The sequence below is a fragment of the Niastella vici genome (assembly GCF_002077945.1).
Taxonomy (GTDB): domain Bacteria; phylum Bacteroidota; class Bacteroidia; order Chitinophagales; family Chitinophagaceae; genus Niastella; species Niastella vici.
The window spans coordinates 667,394-683,569 of record NZ_LVYD01000001.1; the positions used below are offsets into that span (position 1 = coordinate 667,394).

The following is a 16,176-nucleotide window of genomic DNA, read 5'->3' on the forward strand; positions in this document are numbered from 1 at the left end:
GTAAAAGGGAGGATGCTCAGGACCTAAACACCATCCCTGATCGGGTGATCTGTATCCTGTAACGCGCTTTCAATTCGTTGCTGCAGGTCATGGTAAGTTGTATACCCTGATGCCAGCATAATAAACTTCGACTCATTGACCTGCAATAATACTGCCGGGAACCCGGTTACTTTTAGCTGGGTGCAGATGGAGAATTCGTGGAAAGCTTTTTCTTTATACGCAGGGTCTTTCAACAGGTGATAAAACTCATTCACCGGAATGGCATATTTCTCCAGCAAATGCCGATAAGCCTCGTCATCGCACAGATCGCGTCCTTCGTATTGTAAGGCATATTGCAGATCGGCTGCAAATGCTATCTGTTTATCGGGATGGTATTCTTTAAATACACACATGGCTATGGCCGGTTTTAACGAATTGGGGAACCAGTCACTTAGACCGGGGTTTTTAATATGCCATAGAAAATCTTCTCCAAAGCGGGCGCCGGTATGTGTTGTCACCGTTTGGCAATTGTTTATAAAGTAATCGGCCATTACACTGATTGGTTTGGGGTTTTCAGGAATGATCATACCGCCTGAAAGCACTTCAAACTGAACCTTGTTCTTATAGTCTTCAGCTATTCGTAACATAACCGGACTAAATGCATAACACCAGTTGCAATATGCATCGTAACAATAAAAGATGACGGGCTCCATATTAATAATGAAATTACAGCTATCCTTGCAAAATTTAATAAAAAACGGCTATCTATGCTTACACAGATAGCCGTTGCCGGTAGAGATATTAGTACTTTTTTTGTTGTTATTTTTTTCTTTTCCTGTAAATGAGAATGGCTTCTTCGGTGGTGTTTTTACCGGTTTTTACCAGGCCTTTGAGCGTGAGAATGTTTTCATCAACGCCGATCACAACAAACACCTGTGCATCATTACCGGTTGCGTCATTCAGCTTTAATACGGTTGGTCTTCTTTCATCAACCACTCTTTTGCCCATATCATATTTCACTTCTTTTACCAATTCTTCTTTCAAATTCCACTTGTATAACCTGATCTCGTTGGTGCATCCGTTGTGGCTGCAACCATTATAGGTTTTGGCGTTGAAGTCGGGAAGTAATTCCATTTGCTGATCTTTTCTGCATTCATCATATTCCCAAAAAGCATCTGAAGAACGATATCCATCTTTATTGAGATCAACGGGGTGCTTAAACTTAACAGACTGCAGTACCCACAAACCCGTAAACTGAGAAGTGTCGTATTGGGCGTACAGAGTGAAAATAAATAAAAAGCAAATGACACAAATAGCTAAAATTCGTTTCATAGTATAAGATTAAGGGTATAATTCACAGAAACGAGTTTCTGTAAAAAGAACGCCGAAAGATCAAAAATATTTCTGTAAAAGTGAAATGTTTGCTTAAAAAAACCTTTATCAATCATTTACTAATCAATGCTTCCAACATGGTTTTTGTAGAAGGCCAATCTGGTTGAATAATACTGTAAACAATCGTGTTGCGGAATGTTCCGTCGTCGTTCTTTCGATGGCACCGCAGTATTCCTTCTCTGATGCCGCCGATCTTTTCAATGGCTTTTTGCGATCGTATATTGGTTTCTCTCGTTCTGAATTCTACGCGCATGATCTGCTGTCTTTCGAAACACTGCATCAATAGTAAATATTTACTTTCTATATTAACCTTTGTACCCCAAACAATTGGTGACAGCCAGCTGGGGCCTACCTCCACCTGTTGATTCACTGCATCAATAAAGTTGAATCCGGTACTGCCACAAACCTTGTTATTTGTTTTGTTCCTGATAACATATGTTACCCGTTCCTCATTCCCATTTTTATGTTGGATGTCTTTGATAAATTCTTCAAAGGACGTTTTATCAACAGGGTTATAGGGCAGGTTCTTCCAGATCCTTTCATCAAATACAATTGATTCCAATTCGGAAATATGATCATTTGTAAATCGTTCAAGATCTATATGATGGCCGCTAATGAACCGATCAAATTGCATATAATTATTATTTCATCTTTTCCCGGGCCTTTTCTATCAGCATGAAAAGAATAACACCGGAAAACAAATTATCTAAATTTTTTTGATGGTAGGTCTCAATAATACCCAGATACCCGCCTTCGCTACAGTTACAACGGGCAATGCCCGCGCCTTCTTAGCCGGCTGGCGGATTCAGCGGACAAAGCAAAAAAAATCCCTCCGGTTTAACCAGAGGGATTATATATAATTTTTATTACCCTGTTTTAATGTCTTCCGAAGCGACCATAACCACCACCGGAAGAACGGCCACCGCCACCAGATGAACCGCCACCGCTGTTGCCACTGTTTCCGCCCGAAGGTCTTGAAAAATTTCCACCACCTGAAGGCCGGGAGAAACCGGGGCCATTACCGCCGCCGCCGCCACGTGGTGAGTAATTACCTTGTGGTTGTTGAACAGGCCGGCTCGGTTGTTCAAAGCTTCTGCCTCCGCCATAGCCTCCTCTGTTACCACCTGGATTATCAAAACTACGCTGTGGCGGAACCTGGTTCTGCCAGCCACCATTGGGGCGTTGAATATTTCGGTCGGACTGACTGTTCTGTGGTTGCAGTTCCCGGCCGTTTCCGCGGCTGGGGAAATTGCTATTCCAATCACGGCCACTGTTGTTGCCGTTGTTGGATGGGCTGCTAAATCTGCCGCCCTGGTTTTGCGGACTTACCACGGGGTTTGAATTACCCGGGGTTCTCCAACCTCTGTCATTGCCGTTATTGCCTGGGTTCTGTCTGTCGCGGTTGTACATTCCGTAACCCGGATTGTTGGAACCGCCATTACCAAAACGTTGATTGCGGCCGTTATTGTTACCGTTGCTGCTGAAGCGTCCGTTACCTGCCACATCCATGCGGCCCCCATTATAACCACCGCCATAACGGCCACCTCCGTCGGGACCATTGGGGCGATAATTCCGGGTCACTACGCCGTTTCTGCCGTTGTATATGTTGGTACGGGCATAATAGTTATTTATAACCGTTACATTGTTGTACTGACGATATGATCTGTAGCTGTTGTAGCCGTAATATCCGCTGCGGTAGTAATAGGATGGTCCATAGTAGCAGGGGCGGTAAACGCGTGGTCCCCACCAGCCGCCATAACCCCAGTAACCCCAGGGATTGTAACCGCCATATCCTATGCTTACATTAAACCAATCGTAACCAAATCCGAGGCCGAATCCCCAGCCAAACCAGGGGTTGTAACGGATACCAAATCCCCAGGTGTATGGGCGGGGATAATAGTAGTGACCGTACCAGGGGCGATAGTAATAACCGGTTCCATATACTACTGTAGGACCGTATACATAAGCATTCAAATAACCTGGTGTGTAGCCCATGTAAACATAATCGGGTGTAACATCATAGATGTAAACATATTTCATGTAATACACGGGATAGCGGGGCGGAATGAGCGCTACCGCATATGGGCGGTTAATACAAACGTTCCAGGGACCAACTGCGTTGTACGATTCGTACCAGATACCGTTATCAACACTATAGTAGCGGCCGCGCCAGCGAAGTACCGATACCGGTGTATTGGTAGCGTAGTACATGTCGGTTCCATCAATTGCTTCAAACTCAGGGTCTCCATCATAATTTACGTCTTCATGTACTTTATTGCGCTCTACTTTGGCGGTTTGCGGAACCTGTGCTTCGGCAATGGCGTCATTGGCCTGATCGGTGCCGGCTACGCTGGCCAGTACATTGTCTTTCGGCGAGCCTTTGGGAATTTTTGCAAAATCGGCCGGTAACTGATCTGCCGCCACATACTGCCAGTTGCCGCTCAGGGTTTTTGATTTGTACCAGCGTCCTGACAGCAACACATAATATTCCTGTGAATTGATGTCCATGAAAATATCATTCTCTGAGTTGGACACATACAGTAAACCGGTATTTTGAACAGCTGCAAAATTGGCTTCGCCTTTTGACTGTACCAATTCTGCGGGTTCAGTGGTAACTACAATATTGTAAATGGTATTGGGATCTGTTTCCTTTCCTTCTTCCGGGTTTTTCTTATCCGCCTCTTTCATTGCCTCTTCAATTTTCTGGAGATTGGAAGGAATGTCGGAGATCATTTTATAAGGACCGGTTGCGGCGGGCGCCATATACCAGTGCTTGCCACCGTACAGGTAATACCTGCTGTCGCGGTTTTTGACCATAACAAAAGGTGTATTCACCACTGCTTCAACACCCCAGTCTTTATTGGTTTGCAGTTTGGGTGCGCCATCAATTGAAACCAGGATGGAAGGCACGTTGGTGTAAATAACTTTTGGTGGGGTGTTGTTGATTTGAGTGGCCAGGTTGGTCTGTTGTTTGTTCAGGTCAAGCGAAGTTTGCAAATCACTTTCCCCAAATGAAATATCCCAGGAAGGCACTTTGTCTTCCATAGTGTTGGCGATGCTTTCGAGTTTGTCGTCATCGGTAACACCCGGGAGTTTAATGTTGGTGATGTAAATTGATTTTACCTGTACTTCTTTGCCATGGGTTTCGGTAGTGGCCTTTAACCAGGCTACGCCAAACACTGGTTCTGACTTGCCGTTTTCCACTATAGAAATGGCTGCATGGGCTTTCAATGTGTTATCGGCATATGATTCGGGCTGCCATTGGTACAGCTTAATGATGGTCCCTTCGGAAGTGGTGGCAGTTTTGGGCCAATTCTCCTGCGCCATGACCAAATGCGTGATCATGCTACCTAACAAAACGGCCACCAATGTAAAGATCTTCATATGGGAAAGTTTATTTTTTTACAATTGTCCATTACGACGATTTTCTTACTTTAATTTACTACAAATTAGACGGCAGTTTTAGTGTGAGGTTTGTAAATAACGGAACATTGACAAAATATTAGACAAATCAAATGTTAACGGAGCGGGTTTGGTGGATAAATTTATGCCTTTTTAACAAGGTGGTTGTTGCAATCACTGACATTTAGCCATTTACGTGTATTTTTGAGCGAGTTATGAAAAATCGGAAAAACTTATTTATTGCCCTGGAAGGAATCGATGGCAGCGGTAAAAGTACCCAGACGAAATTGTTAACGGAAAAATTAACGGCTCTGGGCCACAAAGTATACAGCACTTTTGAACCTACCGATAACCAGATCGGTAAAATGATCAGAAACATTTTCAGTGGTAAGGTGAAAGCCGATAACCGGGTGGTTGCCGGTTTGTTTGTGGCCGACCGTTTAGATCATTTATTGAATGAGGAGTATGGGATTGTGAAAAAAATAGAAGCAGGTTATACGGTGATCTGTGACCGGTATTGTTTTTCTTCCTATGCCTATCAGGGTGCGCATATGGATATGGATTGGGTAATACAGGCCAACTCCATGAGTGCGCAAATACTGCGACCCGATGTAAATATTTTTATCGATGTTTCGCCCGAGATAAGCATGCAGCGTCTGCACTCCAGCAGAGACAACATGGAGATCTATGAAACAATTGACAACCAGAAACTGGTGCGGGCAAAGTATGTGGAAGCGTTTGAGAAATTGAAATCCCTTGAAAAAATATTTATGGTCAATGGCGACCGTACGCCTGATCTTATCGCCCATGATATCTGGAACAAGGTAGCGTCGATGCTGGGGATAGAACAATTGAATGCGGAAAATCAGTAATAGCAGAACGATCGTATAAGATAAAGCCCTGGCAGCTTATTGTTGCCAGGGCTTTATCTTATGTTTTTAATGCGCTTCGAGCCAGTTAATACCTGATCCTATTTCTGCTTCAACCGGCACTTCATTGGGTAATGGCAATGCCGATCGCATACAATCGAGAATGATGGGTTTAATAGTTTCCACTTCTTCTTTCACCGCATCGAACACCAACTCGTCATGCACCTGCAGGATCATTCTTGATTCGAACTTATGTTTGCGGAATTCATGATAGACCTTTATCATGGCCAGTTTGATCATATCTGCGGCCGTTCCCTGAATGGGTGAGTTGATGGCGTTTCGTTCGGCAAAACCACGCACGGTAAAGTTTGATGAATTGATATCACGCAACCAGCGTTTGCGACCCATAAGCGTTTGTACATAGCCATTTTCGCGTGCAAAGGCTTTTGTACTCTCCATATAGGTATCGATACCGGCAAATTGTTTTTTATAGTTGTCGATGATCTCTTTGGCTTCGGTGCGGCTGATACCGAGGTTGTCGGCCAACCCAAATGCCCCCTGGCCGTAGATAATACCGAAGTTTACGCTTTTGGCTTTATAGCGTTGTTCCTTGGTTACAGCAGATTCTTCAACCCCATACACTTTTGCGGCAGTAGCGGTATGAATGTCGATTCCCTTTTTGAAGGCATCGCACATGGCCGGGTCGCCACTGATGCCGGCCACAATGCGTAATTCAATTTGCGAATAGTCGGCCGAGATCAGTACCCGGTTGCTATCACGCGGAACGAATGCTTTTCGAATTTCGCGGCCCCTTTCTGTACGGATAGGTATGTTTTGCAGATTGGGGTTATTGCTGGAGAGCCGGCCCGTTACGGCAACAGCCTGTGCATAGGAGGTATGCACGCGGCCGGTTTTACGATTGATCAGTTCGGGCAGCGAATCAACGTATGTTGATTTGAGTTTGGTGAGTTCGCGGAATGCCAGAATGTCTTCAACGATCTTGTTCTCGTGGGCAAGTTTCATCAACACATCTTCTCCTGTAGCGTATTGCCCTGTCTTTGTTTTCCTGGCTTTGGGATCGAGCTTCAGTTTCTCAAAAAGCACTTCCCCTAATTGCTTGGGCGAAGCCAGGTTGAATTTTACTCCCGCCTGTTCATATACGCTGTCTTCTGCTTTGGCTGCTTCGCGTTCCAACTCCTTTGAGTATTCGTGCAGAAAATCCTGATCTACCTTTACGCCTTCATATTCCATTTCCATCAACACTTTTGCCAGCGGATTTTCTACCTCATGAAATACTTTTTCAACCTCTTTGCTTTTAATCAGCGGAGAAAGCACCTGTTTCAATTGCAGGGTAATATCGGCGTCTTCTGCGGCGTAATCGCTGATCTTATCAATGGCTACATCGCGCATGTTCAACTGGTTCTTTCCTTTTTTACCGATCAGTTCTTCAATATGAACCGGTTCATACCCCAAAAAGCGGGCGCTGAGCATATCCATACTGCGTTTTCCATCGGGCTCAATAACATAATGCGCCAGCATGGTATCAAAGGTTTCGCCAAATAACTCATAGCCATACCATTTCAACACCAGCATGTCGTATTTCAGGTTCTGGCCAATCCACAGTACATCTTTTCTATTGAATACGGGTTCAAATTGTTTCAGAATGGCGCGTGTTGCTTCCTGGTCGGCGGGGCAGGGAATGTAATACGCTTCGCCGGGTTTAAAAGAAAAGCTCATACCTACCAGCTCCACATCGTTGGCATCTATACCGGTGGTTTCGGTATCGAAGCAGATCTCTTTTTCTTCGAGTAATTCTTTTACCAGGTTTTTAATTGCGGCCTCTTCCTGTATGGTGCGGTATTGGTGGGCGGTATTTTGAATATTTTTGCCGGCATGCACAATGTCTCCATCTTCAGCACGATCAGTATCGCCTGTTTCTTCTGCTACTTCCGCTTTGGGGGTTTTTGGCTCCGCTTTTGATTTTCCTTCCACTGCATTACCAAACAGATCGGTTTGAACTCCCTGTGGTACTGCCCCCGGAACAATGCTTAACTCTTCGCCCAAAATGCGTTTGGCAACGGTCTTGAATTCCAGTTCTATGAAAACTTCTTTCAGCAGATCGCGATTCCATTCTTTCAGGCGGAAATCTTCTTCATGAAATTCGATGGGTACATTGGTAATAATGGTGGCCAGTTTTTTGGAAAGGATGGCGGAGTTCTTGCCATTGCGCACCTTTTCGCCCAGGGCGCCTTTTATTTTGTCGGCATTTTCGAGCACATTTTCCAGGGTGCCGTATTCGGCCAGTAGTTTGGCTGCTGTTTTTTCACCCACCCCGGCAATGCCTGGAATATTATCCACGGCATCGCCCATTAAACCTAAAATGTCAATTACCTGGTGAACTTCTTTGATATTCCATTTTTCACAAACCTCTTTGGCGCCAAGGATCTCTGCATCGCCGCCCTGGTAACCGGGTTTGTATATTTTGATATTGCCATCGACCAGCTGGCCATAATCTTTATCGGGTGTAACCATAAAGACCTCATAACCGGCAGCGGCGCCTTTTTTACTCAGGGTGCCTATAACATCATCTGCTTCATAGCCATCAACTTCGAGTACCGGGATGTTAAAGCCGCGGATCAGTTTTTTAATATCCGGAATAGCGGCCAGCAGGTCTTCAGGCGCTTCCTGGCGGTTGGCTTTGTAATCGGTGAATTCTGTATGCCGTTCGGTGGGCGCCTGCGTATCGAAACAAACCGCCATGTGTGTAGGCTTCTGGTTGTTGATGAGGTCGAGCAGGGTATTAATAAAACCAAATTGCGCGTTGGTGTTCTTGCCTTTTGAGGTTATTCGTGGGTTGCGGATAAGGGCATAATAGGCACGAAAGATGAGTGCCAGTGCATCGAGCAAAAAAACTTTCTTATCATTTGATTGATTCTCCATATGGTATCCTCTGGTTAAGTTTCACAATGCCCCGAAGTTAGGAACTATGAAGCTTAAAAAAGACGGTTAATTAGCCCATCGGCCCGATAGTTATACCGGTGCAAAACCCGATGGCTAATTAACCTAATATGGAGAAGGCCATCCACCAGCCGGCAGATGGGCAGCGTATTCATGGTTGTTACAATGTAAAATGAACTGCTCACTACATTATTAATGAGTGGTGGCAACAGTACTTGATTTAGGACTGTTTTTAAGTGCAGTGTGATTCGGGTTCATGTCTTCAGTTTTTGAAAACTTTACCAGGTAAATAGCAAATGCCAGTAAGGCAAATGCGAACAGGTTGAATAAACGACGGCGCATACGACGGGCTCTCATGATAAAAAGATATTGGGGTTAGGGGTTGATTCAGAACACTTTAAAAACGGGCCGATGTGGATAATATTATATCTTAGGCAAAAAAGATTTAGTGATTAACAATATGACGGGCACTTTCCTACCCCTTCATTTCCTGCAATTGTTTTTGCAAGACAAACATTTCATCGCGTAAGCGGGCAGCTTCCATAAAGTCGAGGTCGCGTGCGGCTTTTTCCATTTCCTTTTTGGTTTTGGCGATCGCCTTTTCCATTTGGGGTATGGTTTGATAAACAACCTGTTCTTCGGCCGCGGTGGTCACCAGCTCTTCATTCGGCGCCAACGCGTATGGGTTGGCCGGATCGTACCCTTTAATATCCAGCACGGAAGTTTGGGCAAAAACCTGGTCGCGCGATTTCTTCACGGTTTTGGGAGTAATGCCGTGAAGGGTATTGAAGGCGATCTGTTTTTCGCGGCGGCGGCTGGTTTCATCAATTGTGCGCTGCATACTTACGGTCATGGTGTCGGCATAAAAGATCACCAGTCCGTCAACGTTACGGGCGGCGCGGCCGGCTGTCTGGGTCAGCGATTTTTCATTACGCAGGAATCCTTCTTTATCGGCATCGAGGATGGCTACCAGCGATACTTCGGGCAAATCGAGTCCTTCGCGCAACAGGTTCACCCCAACCAGTACGTCAATTTCACCCAGGCGCAACTGCCGCAATATTTCAACCCGCTCCAGGGTATCTACCTCGCTGTGAATGTATTTTGATTTGATATTGATGCGATGTAGGTACTTGTCCATTTCTTCGGCCATCCGCTTGGTGAGCGTGGTCACCAGTACCCGGTCGCCTTTCTTCACCCGTTTGTCAATTTCATCGAGCAGGTCGTCGATCTGGTTCACGCTGGGGCGGATCTCGATCGGCGGATCGAGCAAACCGGTTGGGCGCACCACCTGTTCCACTACGACGCCGCCTGTTTTTTCCAGCTCATAATCGCCGGGCGTGGCCGATACAAATATGGTTTGATCGAGCATGGTCTCGAACTCGTGAAAGTTCAAAGGCCGGTTATCCAGTGCAGAAGGCAGGCGGAAGCCATAGTCAACCAGCACCAGTTTACGGCTGCGGTCGCCCCCATACATGCCGCTAACCTGGGGCACGGTCTGGTGGCTTTCATCTATTACACATAAAAAGTCTTTCGGAAAATAATCCAGCAGGCAGAACGGCCGGGTGCCGGGGAAGCGGCGGTCAAAGAAGCGCGAATAGTTTTCTACCCCATTACAATAACCCAGTTCGCGGATCATTTCCACATCATAATTCACACGCTCGTTGAGGCGCTGGGCTTCAATAAATTTTCCTACGCTTTTAAAATAAGCAACCTGGGCGGCGCTTTCATCCTGTATTTCGGCGAGGATCTGCTGTATCATATCCTTGGGCGCCAGGTACAGGTTGGCCGGGAAGATGGCGGCATTTTCTACCATGCCGATCCGTTTGCCGGTCTTTATATCGAGGGTTTCAATGGTCTCAATTTCATCGCCAAAAAAAGTGATGCGGTAACCAAAGTCAACATAAGGGAGGTTGATATCAACCGTATCGCCCTGTACCCTGAAATTACCCCGGTTAAAATCGATCGTGCTGCGCGAATACAGGGAGTTAACCAATGCATGCAAAAAGCCCTGGCGGCTGATCACCTGGCCCTGGTGAATGCGGATGATCCCGTTCTCGAATTCGGCAGGGTTACCGATACCATAGATACAGCTTACCGAGGCTACTACAATGATATCGCGGCGGCCACTGAGCAATTCGGTGGTGGCCTGCAGCCGCAGTTTATCCAGTTCTTCGTTGATACTCAGGTCTTTTTCAATATAAGTATCACTCACCGGCATATAGGCCTCGGGCTGGTAATAGTCGTAATAGCTTACAAAATACCCTACGGCATTTTCGGGGAAGAACTGTTTGAATTCCCCATACAACTGGGCTACCAGGGTTTTGTTATGGGTGAGCACCAAAGTAGGTTTTTGTACCTGCTGAATAACATTGGCAACGGTAAAGGTTTTACCAGAACCGGTTACCCCCAGCAGGGTTTGGTATTTTTCACCGTCCCGCAGTCCTGCTGTGAGCTGGCGAATAGCTTCCGGCTGATCGCCGGCAGGTTGATATGGAGCGAATAATTTAAAGGCCATAATATTATTGTGTAGATAGGAGCTGGTAAATTTCGTGTAAAGACTAACACAAAGGTGCAATCCCGTTCACAAATTTACCACCTGGTCCCTTTCCAAAGTTGTGTGGCTTTGGAAAGGGTAGTGTTTATATTAAAACGAACCGGGCTATTAAATGTTCATGGATGGGGAAGCCGCTGGGGGTTGGGGCGCTGAGTGGTTCCTGCCGGTAAACCCGCACCTGTTTGGTAGCCGGGTATTTGGGGAAGGCTGCGGAAAAGCACCATCAATTTGAATAAGGGTTGGCTTATCGCATAGTCGCGGTAGCTTGTGAAATGTTAAATTTTTCTATTGAGATAGGTTGTGTAATCAGGAATGTTCACCATGTATTCTTCGTTCATGAGGGGCGAGGTAAGTATGAAGTCGGCTGTTGCCCGGTCGTTGGCGACAATGCAGTTCCAGGCAATGGCTACCCGTAATAATGCTTTTACATCACTGTCGTGCGGTTGTGCTTCCATGGGGTCCCAGAAGAAGATCAACATGTCTATATCGCCGCCGGCGATCATGGCGCCAATTTGCTGATCGCCGCCCAAAGGCCCGCTGAGCAAGGCTCTTACCGGGCGGTCGAGGCTGTTCTCCAACAGTTTGCCGGTTGTTCCGGTCGCATACAGTTCGTGCCGGGCCAGTACTGTTTTATTAAACTCTGCCCATTCTATCAGGTCTTTTTTCTTGTTATCGTGCGCTACCAAAGCAATGCGTTTACGGGCGTTTAATTTTCTTACTTTAAGCATAGACTTGTGTTCTTGATGATATTTTATATAGGGGAACAAGGTAATTGACTTTTGAAAAACTTTAACTCCCCGGTTTGAATTTTATTAGCGCCTTCAACGTTTTCCACATTCGGGCACAGTAATTGTTAATAGTGATGTTCTGATTTTTGACCCATTAAATTCATGAAGAAAGGCGTTCTGGTATATTTAATATGCCTGCTCGTGCATGTATGTATAGCGCAGGAAGTACCAACGGTAACACCGCTGGTAAACCAATTTCCTGCAGACAGTTCATCGTATATCACCAATCTTTCAGTGAGCATTTTTGAAAACGCCCGGGTCATCCTCAACTGGAAACAACCCGAAGATACTTCCCTCACATTTGCTGTTATAGAACGAAGCACCGGTGGCCGTAATTTTGAGGTTGTGGCTGTGCTGAAACAATCGGAGATAAAACCCGAAAATGAATGGATAGACGAAGCGCCGCCCAAGGGCCGCAGTTTATACCGGGTTCGTTTTTCAGGTAAAGAAGTACAACCAGCCTATTCAAAGGCGGTAGAAACGTTAATTGCGGGTGATATTTCTTTTCGCTTTTATCCTAACCCCGTAGATAATATCCTTATTATACGGTCTGAAGCAGTACTCGATATTCAGGTTGTTGATGCAGTTGGTAAACAACGGATCGGTATAAACAATTTGCAGGGGCTGCAAACTTTGAATGTGAGCGGGCTCGAGAAAGGCATTTATTTTCTGCGCATAAACAATCACACAACGGGGCTTCTTACCCAGGAAAAATTACTGAAGAATTAAAAGAGTAAATTAAAGAAACCATGCTCAACCGATAATAGCATGTTGAAGGAACTTGCTGTTTCAAAATGTCAATAACTTTCCTGATCTGCCATCCTGTTATTCGCCAAAAGGCTAAGTATTAATATGTATATAATTGATTTACTTGTTATTATAGGGATAAAGTAAGTGTGTATTTATACGTAAAATCAGGTATAAAAGGCCTCATTTACCTTGGTATTTTTACTATTACCACAAAATGGTATTGCAGATATCAGAATTCAACACTATTTTTACCTCGGTTTTTCATAGGATATTGGATTTTAAAAGCGGGGTTGAATTTCTATTCAGACCCCTTTTTTATTTTATACAACTGTCGTACTAACCTACCCGATATATTTCGCTTTAATAAAATTTGTTCCAAAAAAAATGTCCCGACGAAAGTCGGGACATTTACTTACTAACCCATATAATTCAACTGAACCTATTTACTGATCTGCGACGAGGCTTTTAAGCTGTAATACCTGTATAGTTGAGGGTGGTATTACATCGCTGATCATTTATACCTATGAAGCTTGTTGCATTTCTTTGATCTTTTCCCTGATCTTGACTTCAATTTCGTTCGACAGTTCGGGGTTATCGAGCAATAATTGTTTAACCGCATCGCGTCCCTGTCCCAGTTTATCAGAGTTATAGCTGAACCAGCTACCGCTTTTGTTCACAATACCCAGTTCAACGCCCATATCGAGGATTTCACCGGCTTTTGAGATGCCTTCGCCAAATACGATATCGAATTCTGCTGCACGGAAAGGAGGAGCTACTTTATTTTTTACCACTTTTACTTTAACCCGGTTACCGATGGCTTCGTCACCGTCTTTTATTTGTGCGGTGCGGCGAATATCCAAACGAACCGAAGCGTAGAATTTCAGGGCGTTACCACCGGTTGTGGTTTCGGGGTTACCGAACATGACGCCTATTTTTTCACGCAACTGGTTAATAAAGATGCAGATGGTATTTGTTTTATTAATAGTGGCGGTCAGTTTACGCAGGGCCTGTGACATAAGGCGGGCCTGTAAACCCATTTTGCTATCGCCCATTTCACCTTCCAGCTCACCTTTGGGTACCAGGGCGGCCACTGAGTCGATCACCACTACATCCAGCGCGCCTGATAATATAAGGCGGTCGGCTATTTCCAGGGCTTGCTCACCATAGTCGGGTTGGGAAATGAGCAGGTTGTCTACATCAACACCCAGCTTTCTGGCGTACAGGCTGTCAAAGGCGTGCTCCGCATCGATAATGGCGCACATCCCGCCTTTTTTCTGGGCTTCAGCGATAACATGTATGGCGATGGTTGTTTTACCGGAAGATTCAGGTCCGTAGATCTCAACGATACGGCCTTTTGGCAAACCGCCAATACCGAGGGCTGAATCGAGGCCAATTGAGCCGGTTGAAATTACTTCCATGGGCTCTGTTGACTTTTCATTCATCATCATCACACTGCCCTTACCGAAATCTTTTTCAATTTTATCTATAGTTAGCTTAAGCGCTTTTTGTTTTTCGTTCTGTGACATAATGGGTTGTTTTTAATTCTTTCAAATTTACCGATTGCCAAATGTAGAGAAAATTATATTATCAACACTAATTATTTTAGTAATAAAGGGCTAATTATTTTGGGGATACCTGGTTGTCAGGAAGATTCATAAGTTACCGGTTACCAGTTTCCGGTTTCCGGGCTTTAGCATTCGGGACTACTAATTATTATCGGGAATCCTGAGATTTCAGCTACCTGGTAACCGGCATCCCGGTAACCGGTAACAAAATAAAAAACCCTGCCAGCGCGACGTAGCAGGGTTACCCACATGAAATTTCTAGAGAAAACTACTTCTGGAAAAGGCAATGGCTGAAACCATGTGAGGCAACAAAGTGACAATAAATCCCAATACCAATCAATACCACTTAGTGGTATTTTTTAGTCACGGGTTGTGTTTAAAAGACCGGGTTGTTTTGCGCATACACCATTTAGATCAGCATTTGGCATGACAATCTGCCAATTACAAATTATACAAGCAGGATTTTTTACATGTAATGGGTGTAACAGCAATTGGTATTATTCGGCGATGTGCTCCGGAGAACATACAACCGGGAGGGTAATTTTGACATTCTCAAAGGAGGCACACGATTGCGTAAGGCGTAATCACCAGGTAAGCCACGACCCGTTTTTTGGTTTGCGGTGCAACGGATCGAAAAAGAACTTTGTTAAAATAATCTCCGGTTACCATGCATTGCGTAACGAATACCATTCGCCGTTAGTTTGTACGTATGTTCCAAAAGCGGTTGTCTAGGCAATGCTACGGCGACGAAACGTGAAGCGCTTCGGTTGCACGCGTTAAAAAAAATGTCAGTTTGTATGCTATACACCGCATAGCAAAAAAAATTTATTAAAACGATCTTAAATTCCTGATTTATACAAAATTGACAGCGGGTTAAATGGTTTCATCAATACCTTTGCGACTGCTGGGCACAATACTTGCGTAAGGGGCTCAATAAAGGGAAGTGATCGTGAGGCAATTGGCTAATCAATAAAAACAACATAAATATGAAATGCAAACAGGTGTTATTTACAGGGCTTTCTTCTCTGTTACTTTTTTCATGCGTTAGCTCAAAGAAATTTAAAGGGGAGGTGGCAAAGTATGATGAATTGAATGGTAACTATATCAAAGTGCAGGGTGACCTGAAAAGCTGTGAAGATGCTAAAGCTGAATATGCCCGTAATAAAACAGCCCTGGAAAACGAAATTGCAAATCTGAAAAAGCAAAATGATTTTTTAAAGGAGAACAATACGACAGCCCTGAAGCAGCTGCAGGATCTGTCGGTTATTTCTTCCACACAAGCCGAGAGCATAAAGAAATCACTGGATAATATCGGTGCTAAAGATGCCTATATACAGGACCTGCAGGCTTCCATGGCGCGTAAAGATTCATTGAACATGGCGCTGGTGATGAACCTGAAAGGTGCTATTGGCAACCTGGCCGATGAGGACATCAACATCAAGGTTGACAAAGGCGTTGTATACATTGACATTAGCGACAAATTGCTGTTTAACAGCGGCAGCTATGTTATAACCCCGAAAGCAAATGAAGTGCTCGGTAAAGTGGCTAAAGTATTAAAAGCGCAACCTGATATTGAATTCATGGTAGAAGGCCATACTGATAACGTGAAATTTGCAAAAGGCTTGCTGCTCGACAACTGGGACCTGAGCGTGCACCGCGCTACCGCTGTTGTACGTGTGCTGCAAAACCAGTATGGTCTTAACCCGGCCCATATCGCAGCTGCCGGCCGCGGTGAATATTTACCCGTAGCACCAAACGATACGCCTGCAGGCCGTGCTGCCAACCGCAGAACAAGGATCGTGATCCTTCCACAGCTTGATCAATTCTTTAAATTACTGGAGCCTAAGAAATAAGGATAATTATCCTTACAAATTATCAAAGGCCTCCCGATAGATCGGGAGGCCTTTTTAATGCGGGTA

Annotated in this window: 12 protein-coding genes; 3 read left to right on the forward strand and 9 right to left on the reverse strand. The window is 44.9% G+C overall.

Annotated features, from left to right (window positions below; translation table 11 throughout):
- Positions 1–23 precede the first annotated feature (23 nt).
- The 4 genes from A3860_RS03100 to A3860_RS03115 form a co-directional block, all read right to left on the reverse strand.
- Positions 24–692, reverse strand: coding sequence for a DsbA family protein (locus A3860_RS03100; RefSeq protein WP_081145051.1), 669 nt, complete (start codon positions 690–692; stop codon positions 24–26).
- Positions 693–798: 106 nt separating this feature from the next.
- Entirely contained in the window at positions 799–1,311 is a 513-nt protein-coding gene (locus A3860_RS03105) for a hypothetical protein (RefSeq protein WP_081145052.1), read from the reverse strand.
- A 112-nt stretch (positions 1,312–1,423) separates the two neighbouring features.
- A complete protein-coding gene (locus A3860_RS03110) occupies positions 1,424–2,005 on the reverse strand; it encodes a GNAT family N-acetyltransferase (protein WP_081145053.1) in 582 nt (193 codons plus the stop codon).
- Positions 2,006–2,247: 242 nt separating this feature from the next.
- Positions 2,248–4,755: a hypothetical protein gene (locus A3860_RS03115; RefSeq protein ID WP_081145054.1), complete on the reverse strand. Its 2,508-nt coding sequence runs from the start codon at positions 4,753–4,755 to the stop codon at positions 2,248–2,250.
- 233 nt (positions 4,756–4,988) lie between these two features.
- Between A3860_RS03115 and tmk the strand changes: the two genes are divergently transcribed.
- A complete protein-coding gene (gene tmk, locus A3860_RS03120; protein ID WP_081145055.1) occupies positions 4,989–5,645 on the forward strand; it encodes a dTMP kinase in 657 nt (218 codons plus the stop codon).
- Between the two features lie 66 nt (positions 5,646–5,711).
- Here the strand turns inward: tmk and polA are convergent, their stop codons facing one another.
- The 4 genes from polA to A3860_RS03135 form a co-directional block, all read right to left on the reverse strand.
- The gene (gene polA, locus A3860_RS03125; protein WP_081145056.1) at positions 5,712–8,582 is read right to left on the reverse strand and encodes a DNA polymerase I; all 2,871 of its coding nucleotides are present in this window, start codon (positions 8,580–8,582) and stop codon (positions 5,712–5,714) included.
- A 210-nt stretch (positions 8,583–8,792) separates the two neighbouring features.
- Entirely contained in the window at positions 8,793–8,957 is a 165-nt protein-coding gene (locus A3860_RS40915) for a hypothetical protein (RefSeq protein ID WP_158085124.1), read from the reverse strand.
- 118 nt (positions 8,958–9,075) lie between these two features.
- The gene (gene uvrB / locus A3860_RS03130; protein ID WP_081145057.1) at positions 9,076–11,115 is read right to left on the reverse strand and encodes an excinuclease ABC subunit UvrB; all 2,040 of its coding nucleotides are present in this window, start codon (positions 11,113–11,115) and stop codon (positions 9,076–9,078) included.
- 314 nt (positions 11,116–11,429) lie between these two features.
- On the reverse strand, positions 11,430–11,882 hold the full coding sequence (locus A3860_RS03135) for a methylglyoxal synthase (RefSeq protein ID WP_081145058.1): 453 nt from the start codon (positions 11,880–11,882) through the stop codon (positions 11,430–11,432).
- Positions 11,883–12,044: 162 nt separating this feature from the next.
- On the opposite strand from A3860_RS03135, the gene A3860_RS03140 reads away from it, so the two are divergent.
- Positions 12,045–12,671 carry a T9SS type A sorting domain-containing protein gene (locus A3860_RS03140; RefSeq protein ID WP_081145059.1) on the forward strand — a complete coding sequence of 209 codons (627 nt, stop codon included), beginning with the start codon at positions 12,045–12,047 and terminating at the stop codon, positions 12,669–12,671.
- A gap of 542 nt (positions 12,672–13,213) precedes the next feature.
- Here the strand turns inward: A3860_RS03140 and recA are convergent.
- Positions 13,214–14,218, reverse strand: a complete 1,005-nt coding sequence (gene recA / locus A3860_RS03145) for a recombinase RecA (protein ID WP_081145060.1) — start codon at positions 14,216–14,218, stop codon at positions 13,214–13,216.
- 1,025 nt (positions 14,219–15,243) lie between these two features.
- On the opposite strand from recA, the gene A3860_RS03150 reads away from it, so the two are divergent.
- Positions 15,244–16,110: an OmpA/MotB family protein gene (locus A3860_RS03150; protein WP_081145061.1), complete on the forward strand. Its 867-nt coding sequence runs from the start codon at positions 15,244–15,246 to the stop codon at positions 16,108–16,110.
- The last annotated feature ends 66 nt before the right edge of the window (positions 16,111–16,176 follow it).

Bases quoted from the DNA above. Each gene is read 5' to 3' on its own strand.
- A3860_RS03100 (WP_081145051.1), bottom strand. From the start codon at position 692: ATGGAGCCCGTCATCTTTTATTGTTACGATGCATATTGCAACTGGTGT.
- A3860_RS03105 (WP_081145052.1), bottom strand. From the start codon at position 1,311: ATGAAACGAATTTTAGCTATTTGTGTCATTTGCTTTTTATTTATTTTC.
- A3860_RS03110 (WP_081145053.1), bottom strand. From the start codon at position 2,005: ATGCAATTTGATCGGTTCATTAGCGGCCATCATATAGATCTTGAACGA.
- A3860_RS03115 (WP_081145054.1), bottom strand. From the start codon at position 4,755: ATGAAGATCTTTACATTGGTGGCCGTTTTGTTAGGTAGCATGATCACG.
- tmk (WP_081145055.1), top strand. From the start codon at position 4,989: ATGAAAAATCGGAAAAACTTATTTATTGCCCTGGAAGGAATCGATGGC.
- polA (WP_081145056.1), bottom strand. From the start codon at position 8,582: ATGGAGAATCAATCAAATGATAAGAAAGTTTTTTTGCTCGATGCACTG.
- A3860_RS40915 (WP_158085124.1), bottom strand. From the start codon at position 8,957: ATGAGAGCCCGTCGTATGCGCCGTCGTTTATTCAACCTGTTCGCATTT.
- uvrB (WP_081145057.1), bottom strand. From the start codon at position 11,115: ATGGCCTTTAAATTATTCGCTCCATATCAACCTGCCGGCGATCAGCCG.
- A3860_RS03135 (WP_081145058.1), bottom strand. From the start codon at position 11,882: ATGCTTAAAGTAAGAAAATTAAACGCCCGTAAACGCATTGCTTTGGTA.
- A3860_RS03140 (WP_081145059.1), top strand. From the start codon at position 12,045: ATGAAGAAAGGCGTTCTGGTATATTTAATATGCCTGCTCGTGCATGTA.
- recA (WP_081145060.1), bottom strand. From the start codon at position 14,218: ATGTCACAGAACGAAAAACAAAAAGCGCTTAAGCTAACTATAGATAAA.
- A3860_RS03150 (WP_081145061.1), top strand. From the start codon at position 15,244: ATGAAATGCAAACAGGTGTTATTTACAGGGCTTTCTTCTCTGTTACTT.